Source organism: Pseudomonas putida S13.1.2 (assembly GCF_000498395.2).
Lineage (GTDB): Bacteria > Pseudomonadota > Gammaproteobacteria > Pseudomonadales > Pseudomonadaceae > Aquipseudomonas > Aquipseudomonas putida_Q.
This window is the reverse complement of sequence record NZ_CP010979.1, coordinates 4,872,465-4,878,571: the sequence shown is the minus strand read 5'-3', so window position 1 is coordinate 4,878,571 and position 6,107 is coordinate 4,872,465. Positions and strand designations below refer to the sequence as shown.

Sequence of the window (6,107 nt, the reverse complement as noted above, 5' to 3'; positions counted from 1 at the left end):
TGTGCTAAAGGGCCGCTTCGCGGCCCTTTCGCGACACAAGGCCGCTCCCACACGGGTCTTTCCTGCAATCTGCTGACAGCGCATACTCTGGCGCCGGGCCTGCGCGCCCGGCGATCTTTGCCTATGCTGCTGTCTACCAACAAGGAACCAACGTGACGAGGGACACCGCCATGTTCTACGTGCAACGCGACGCCGCTGGCCAGTTGCTGCGGGTAGAAGCAGCCGCTTTTGACCAGTTCACCGAAATGCTCCCCGCCGACCATGCCGATATCCAGGAATGGTTTGCCGATGACGTCGTGGAAAACAGCCTCAACCAGCTCAAGCAAAGTGACCTGGACATGATCCGCGTGCTTGAGGACCTCATCGACGTGCTGACCGCCAAGGGTGTGTTCAAGATCACCGACTTGCCCGCCGGCGCACAGGCCAAGCTGCTCAACCGCTCCACCGCGCGCAAGGCGCTCAGCAGCCTCAACAACCTGATTGACGAAGAAGAGCAGGGCGGGCTGATCTGACAGCAGGCCAGCCCCGGCGACAGTGATATGATTATGCTTTAAAGGTATTTAAAATATCGCCGTTATGACTTTATAGTCACACCACTGCGTACCCGTCGACCAATCGATGCGCCGCACGACTTGAACCCACACGGGAAATCCCCGTGCGTTTCTGATCGTTGCGCGCCATTGAAGTCGCGCACTGCGTGGGAGTGATAAATGTCAGCCGCCTCGAACGCCTTGTCGACCATCGACAGCGCCCAGCCGCAAGTTTTCGAAATCCGCCCGTTCTCCGGTGCCGTAGGCGCCGAGATCATCGGCCTGGACCTGGCCAAACCGGTCAACGCCGAGGATTTCGCCCGTATCCATCGCGCCCACCTCGACCACCATGTGCTGGTGTTCCGCGACCAGCGCATCAGCCCGGAACAGCAGATAGCCTTCAGCCGCCGCTTTGGCGAGTTGCAGATCCATGTGCTCAAGCAGTTCCTGCTCACAGGTCATCCCGAGATCCTGATCGTTTCCAACATCATCGAAAACGGCCAGAACATCGGCCTGGGTGATGCCGGCAAGTTCTGGCACTCCGACCTGTCGTACAAGGCGCTGCCCAGCCTCGGTTCCATGCTGCATGCCCAGGAACTGCCCAGCGAAGGCGGCGACACGCTGTTCGCCGACATGCACAAAGCCTGGGACGCCGTACCCGACGCCCTGCGCAAAATAGTCGAGGGCCGCAGTGCCGCTCACTCCTACACCGCCCGCTACGGCGAGACCAAATTTGAAGGCAACTGGCGCCCGACCCTGACCGCCGAACAGTTGGCGCAGGTACAGGAAGTCATTCACCCGGTGGCTCGTACCCACCCGGAAAACGGCCGCAAGGCGTTGTTCGTCAGCGAAGGCTTCACTACCCGCATCGTCGGCCTGCCAGACGACGAAAGCCGCGACGTGCTGCAACAGCTGTACGCCCTGAGCGTGCTGGAGCAGAACATCTACCGCCACCAATGGCAGCCCCACGACCTGGTGTTCTGGGACAACCGCTCGCTCATTCACCTGGCCACCGGCTGCCCCGCGCACCTGCGTCGCAAGCTGTACCGCACCACCATCCAGGGCGACGCCCCGTTCTGACGACTGAGGACATCTTCATGCGCAAATCCATCAGCCGCCTGGCGGCAAGCATCGGCCTGGGCGCAAGCCTGGTCGTCGGCAGCCTGGCCGCCCCCGCAGTGGCCCAGGCCGAAGGCAAGATCCGCGTTGCCGAGCAGTTCGGCATCGTCTACCTGCTGCTGAACGTGGTACGTGACCAGCACCTGATCGAAAAGCACGGCAAGGAGCAGGGCATCGACATCGAAGTCGACTGGGCCCAGCTGTCGGGTGGCTCGGCCATCAACGACGCACTGCTGTCCGGTTCGGTGGACATCGCCGGCGCGGGTGTCGGCCCGCTGCTTACGGTGTGGGACCGCACCAAGGGGCGGCAGAACGTAAAGGCAGTGGCCTCGCTGGGTAACTTCCCCTACTACCTGGTCAGCAGCAACCCGAACGTGAAGACTATCGCCGACATTTCCAACAAAGACCGTATCGCGGTGCCGGCGGTAGGTGTTTCGGTGCAGTCGCGCTTCCTGCAGTACGCCGCTGCCCAGCAGTGGGGCGACAAGGAATACAACCGCCTCGACAAATACACCCTTGCCGTACCGCACCCTGATGCCACCGCCGCATTGCTGGCGGGCGGCACCGAGCTGAACGGGCATTTCTCCAACCCACCGTTCCAGGACCAGGTACTGGCCAACAAGGACGTGCATGTGGTGCTCAACAGCTACGACCTGCTCGGCCCCAACTCGCCGACCTTGCTGTTTGCCACCGAGAAATTCCGCAAGGACAACCCCAAAACCTACAAGGCCTTCGTTGATGCCCTGGCCGAAGCCGCAGACTTTGCCCAGAAAGACAAGGCCGCTGCCGCTGACACCTACATCCGTGTAACCAAGGCCAAGATCGACCGCGACGCGTTGATCAAGCTGATCGACAACCCGCAGTACGAATTCACCGTCACACCAAAGAACACCTACAAGCTGGCCGATTTTCTCTATCGGGTAGGCGCCATCAAGCACAAGCCGGAATCGTGGAAGGACTACTTCTTCCAGGACGAACGCCCGCTGCAGGGGAGCTGATCGATCATGACCGCCCCATTGCCAGGCCACACGGCCAGCAACCTGAGCCGTGTCGCAACGCCGCCTTTGCTCAAGGTGGATAACCTCAGCCTTGAATACCGCACCGCGCAACGCGTGGTGCGGGCCACCCACCAGGTCAGCTTCGAAGTCGACCGTGCCGACCGCTTTGTGCTGCTCGGCCCCTCCGGTTGCGGCAAGTCCACTTTGCTCAAGGCCGTGGCTGGTTTCATCCAGCCGCAGGAAGGGCAGATTCTGCTGCAGGGCCAAGCGGTCCGTGGCCCAGGCCCCGACCGCATCGTGGTGTTCCAGGAGTTCGACCAGCTGCCACCGTGGAAAACGGTAAAGCAGAACGTCATGTTCCCGTTGCTGGTGTCGGGCCAGCTCAAGCGCACCGAAGCCGAAGACCGGGCGCTGCATTACCTGGAAAAGGTCGGCCTGGCTGCCTTTGCCGATGCCTACCCGCACACTTTGTCGGGCGGCATGAAGGCCCGCGTGGCGATTGCCCGGGCCTTGGCCACGCAGCCTAAGATCCTGTTGATGGATGAGCCGTTCGCCGCCCTTGATGCGCTGACCCGGCGCAAGATGCAGGAAGAACTGCTGCTGCTATGGGAGGAAGTGCGGTTCACCCTGCTGTTCGTGACCCACTCCATCGAGGAAGCGCTGGTGGTCGGCAACCGCATCCTGCTGCTTTCGCCGCACCCGGGGCGGGTACGGGCCGAAGTGCACAGCCATCAGTACGACCTGGGTAGCCTGGGGGGCAGCGACTTCCAGGCCAGTGCCCGGCGTATCCACCGTCTGCTGTTTGACGAGGTGGATACCCCGCAGCAGCCTGACGACATTGGCTTCAACGATATTCGCATCGCCTACTGACAGGAGCTTCAGCCATGACCACTACACCTGTACGCCAGGAATACGAGGTGCAGCTGGAGCCCCTGCTCAGTGTGCCTGTGGAACGACCACTGCCCTTGGCCCAGCGCCTGTGGCAGCAAGGCTGGCTGCGCAAGGCAGTTATCCTGCTGGTGATCGCTGTGCTCTGGGAGGCCGTCGCCCGCTATCAGGACAACGACCTGCTGTTGCCAGGCTTTGTGCAAACCGCCGCCGCCCTGTGGGACGGCATGATCAGTGGCGAACTGCCGTCCAAGGTTGGCGTGTCGCTGGTGATCCTGCTCAAGGGCTATGTACTGGGCATCGTTCTGGCCTTCGGCCTGACCAGCCTGGCGGTTTCGACCCAGTTGGGGCGGGACCTGCTAGGTACGTTGACCTCGATGTTCAACCCGCTGCCGGCCATTGCCCTGCTGCCGCTGGCCTTGCTGTGGTTCGGGCTGGGCGACAACAGCCTGATCTTCGTGCTGGTGCATTCGGTGCTGTGGGCGTTGGCGTTGAATACCTACGCGGGCTTTCTGGGCGTCTCGGAAACACTGCGCATGGCTGGCCGCAACTATGGCCTGAAAGGGCTGCGGCTGGTGCTTCACATCCTCGTGCCGGCGGCCTTGCCGTCGATCCTGTCGGGGCTGAAGATCGGCTGGGCCTTTGCCTGGCGCACCCTGATCGCCGCCGAACTGGTGTTTGGTGCCAGCAGTGGTAAAGGCGGGCTGGGCTGGTACATCTTCCAGAACCGTAACGAGCTGTATACCGACAAGGTGTTTGCCGGGTTGGCGGTGGTGATCCTGATCGGTTTGCTGGTGGAAGGGTTGGTGTTCAACACCCTGGAGCGGTTGACCGTGCGGCGTTGGGGGATGCAGCGCTGACCTGTACTGGCCCTATCGCCGGCAAGCCAGCTCCCACAGGTACTCCACAGGTCGCGAGGCTTGTGGCTTTCCTGTGGGAGCTGGCTTGCCGGCGATAGGGCCAGTACAGGCTATCAACTCAGGTACTGAGCTGCCGCATTGCTCAGGATCTTGCCAATCTCTTCCCTCAATACCGCAGGCTGCTCCACCACCAACCCATCCCCGTGGCTCAACAGCCACCAGCGCAATGGCCAGCCGTCACTCACCGTGGCCCGCAACCGATGCCCATGCTCCAGCGCCGTCAGCTGCATGTCGCTGCTCAACGGCGCATCGCGCAACTGCCGCGCCAGTGCATCGCTGATCCGCGCCACCAGCTCAACGCCCTCACCCCGCGCCGGTTGCAACGCATCCCCCCGCAGGTGCGTCAGCAAGTCGAAGTTACCGCGCAACTCGCCCACCGCACTCGCTGACCAGTGCCAGCCGAACGGGATGCTCTTGTCGTTGCGCTCCAGCGGAAAGATCAGCGACAGCTCGTTGAGGTCACGCTCGACAGTGCGTTTGCTGACCGTGAAGCCGACATCGCGCAGGCCCCAGACAAGCTCGGCGCTGGTAATGCCTGGGGAGCGGCTGGGCAGCAGGCGCAGCAGCGCCCACTGACGGCTGAGGGTGGCGCGAGTGGTGGCGAACGGCAAAATGTAACGTCCTTGTCTAGGCTTGCCGCAATAGGATGGCGGCACGCGTGTTGTATGGCAATTGGCCACAGCCTGCTCAGATCAAGGAACTCGCATTTGGTTGCCGTGTGCCGAATCGTTCGCGACAGGTTTTGACGTGACGTCACGCAGAATCACGCCTCATCACAGCCGAAGGTTGGGGTTGTGCGTCGTTCAATGAGGATGAACATGTCTGCTGCCAGCAATATCCATTCGCTGCTTGCCCGCCTTCTTCCCGAGCGGGTCATTGCGCCGCCGGCCCCGGTCGGGAGGCGACAGCGGCTGTTTGCCGGTGTGGGTTTGCCCAGCCAGCGCTCGATGCTGGTCAACCGCCTGGATGAGGCCAGCGACCTGCAGGCGGTATATGCCGACCTGCGCCGCCAGGCGTTGTCAGGCAGCGTGGCGGCGCTGAACGACCTTGGCTGGATCTGGCTCAACGGCAAGTACTGGCGGGCCGATACCGTGCTGGCCGGCCACCTGCTGCGCATGGCAGCCCTGCAGGGCAATGCCGCAGCCTGGTTCAACCTTGGGCAGCAGCATTACTTTGGCAAAGGCATCGACCCTTCCTACGTGCAGGCAGCGGAGTGCTACCGGCAGGCTTTCGAGCGAGGCATGCTGCACGCGGCCGCGGCATTGGGTGACCTGTATGAGGAGGAGGTGTGCGATGGCGAACTGGGCTGGCAGGTCGACCTGGTGCAGGCCTACCAGTGGTTCATGCGCGGGGCCGAGCGGGGTGAAGCACGCTGCCGCTTCGAGGTGGGTTACCGGTTGATGCACGGGCTGTATGTAGAGGCCGACCTCAAGGCCGCGCTGTACTGGCTGGAGCTGGCGGCAGCGGCCGGGGTGGTGCAGGCGGCGGAGGAGCTGGCGGTGCATTTCAGCAGCCGTGATGCGGCGCGGTACCAGGAATGGCGGGACCGGGCGGTGCAGATGGGCAGCACACTGGCACTGACCATGAAGCTGGAAGACCAGATCCAGCCCTGATTTTTTGTTGCCTGAGCCGGCCTCTTCGCGGGTAAACCC

General features: G+C 62.6%; 7 protein-coding genes. 6 read left to right on the top strand and 1 reads right to left on the bottom strand.

From position 1 onward, the window contains the following. The first annotated feature begins 170 nt into the window (after positions 1-170). The 5 genes from N805_RS21615 to N805_RS21595 all read left to right on the top strand — a co-directional run bounded on the left by N805_RS21615 (position 171) and on the right by N805_RS21595 (position 4,395). A complete protein-coding gene (locus N805_RS21615) occupies positions 171-512 on the top strand; it encodes a hypothetical protein (RefSeq protein ID WP_012269973.1) in 342 nt (113 codons plus the stop codon). A 198-nt stretch (positions 513-710) separates the two neighbouring features. Beyond that, on the top strand, positions 711-1,610 hold the full coding sequence (locus N805_RS21610) for a TauD/TfdA dioxygenase family protein (RefSeq protein ID WP_019473270.1): 900 nt from the start codon (positions 711-713) through the stop codon (positions 1,608-1,610). Positions 1,611-1,627: 17 nt separating this feature from the next. Further along, positions 1,628-2,647 (top strand): ABC transporter substrate-binding protein, encoded by a 1,020-nt coding sequence (locus N805_RS21605; protein ID WP_019473269.1) that lies wholly within the window; start codon positions 1,628-1,630, stop codon positions 2,645-2,647. Positions 2,648-2,653: 6 nt separating this feature from the next. Then, positions 2,654-3,517 (top strand): ABC transporter ATP-binding protein, encoded by an 864-nt coding sequence (locus N805_RS21600; RefSeq protein ID WP_019473268.1) that lies wholly within the window; start codon positions 2,654-2,656, stop codon positions 3,515-3,517. 14 nt (positions 3,518-3,531) lie between these two features. Further along, complete coding sequence (locus N805_RS21595; RefSeq protein WP_019473267.1) at positions 3,532-4,395, top strand: ABC transporter permease; 864 nt, start codon at positions 3,532-3,534, stop codon at positions 4,393-4,395. Positions 4,396-4,508: 113 nt separating this feature from the next. Here the strand turns inward: N805_RS21595 and N805_RS21590 are convergent, their stop codons facing one another. Next, a complete protein-coding gene (locus N805_RS21590) occupies positions 4,509-5,066 on the bottom strand; it encodes a WYL domain-containing protein (protein ID WP_019473266.1) in 558 nt (185 codons plus the stop codon). Positions 5,067-5,273: 207 nt separating this feature from the next. Here N805_RS21590 and N805_RS21585 point away from each other — a divergent pair, with 207 nt between their 5' ends. Beyond that, a complete protein-coding gene (locus tag N805_RS21585) occupies positions 5,274-6,068 on the top strand; it encodes a tetratricopeptide repeat protein (RefSeq protein ID WP_019473265.1) in 795 nt (264 codons plus the stop codon). The last annotated feature ends 39 nt before the right edge of the window (positions 6,069-6,107 follow it).

Coding starts and splice junctions, on each gene's coding strand:
- N805_RS21615 (WP_012269973.1), top strand. CDS start 171: ATGTTCTACGTGCAACGCGACGCCGCTGGCCAGTTGCTGCGGGTAGAA.
- N805_RS21610 (WP_019473270.1), top strand. CDS start 711: ATGTCAGCCGCCTCGAACGCCTTGTCGACCATCGACAGCGCCCAGCCG.
- N805_RS21605 (WP_019473269.1), top strand. CDS start 1,628: ATGCGCAAATCCATCAGCCGCCTGGCGGCAAGCATCGGCCTGGGCGCA.
- N805_RS21600 (WP_019473268.1), top strand. CDS start 2,654: ATGACCGCCCCATTGCCAGGCCACACGGCCAGCAACCTGAGCCGTGTC.
- N805_RS21595 (WP_019473267.1), top strand. CDS start 3,532: ATGACCACTACACCTGTACGCCAGGAATACGAGGTGCAGCTGGAGCCC.
- N805_RS21585 (WP_019473265.1), top strand. CDS start 5,274: ATGTCTGCTGCCAGCAATATCCATTCGCTGCTTGCCCGCCTTCTTCCC.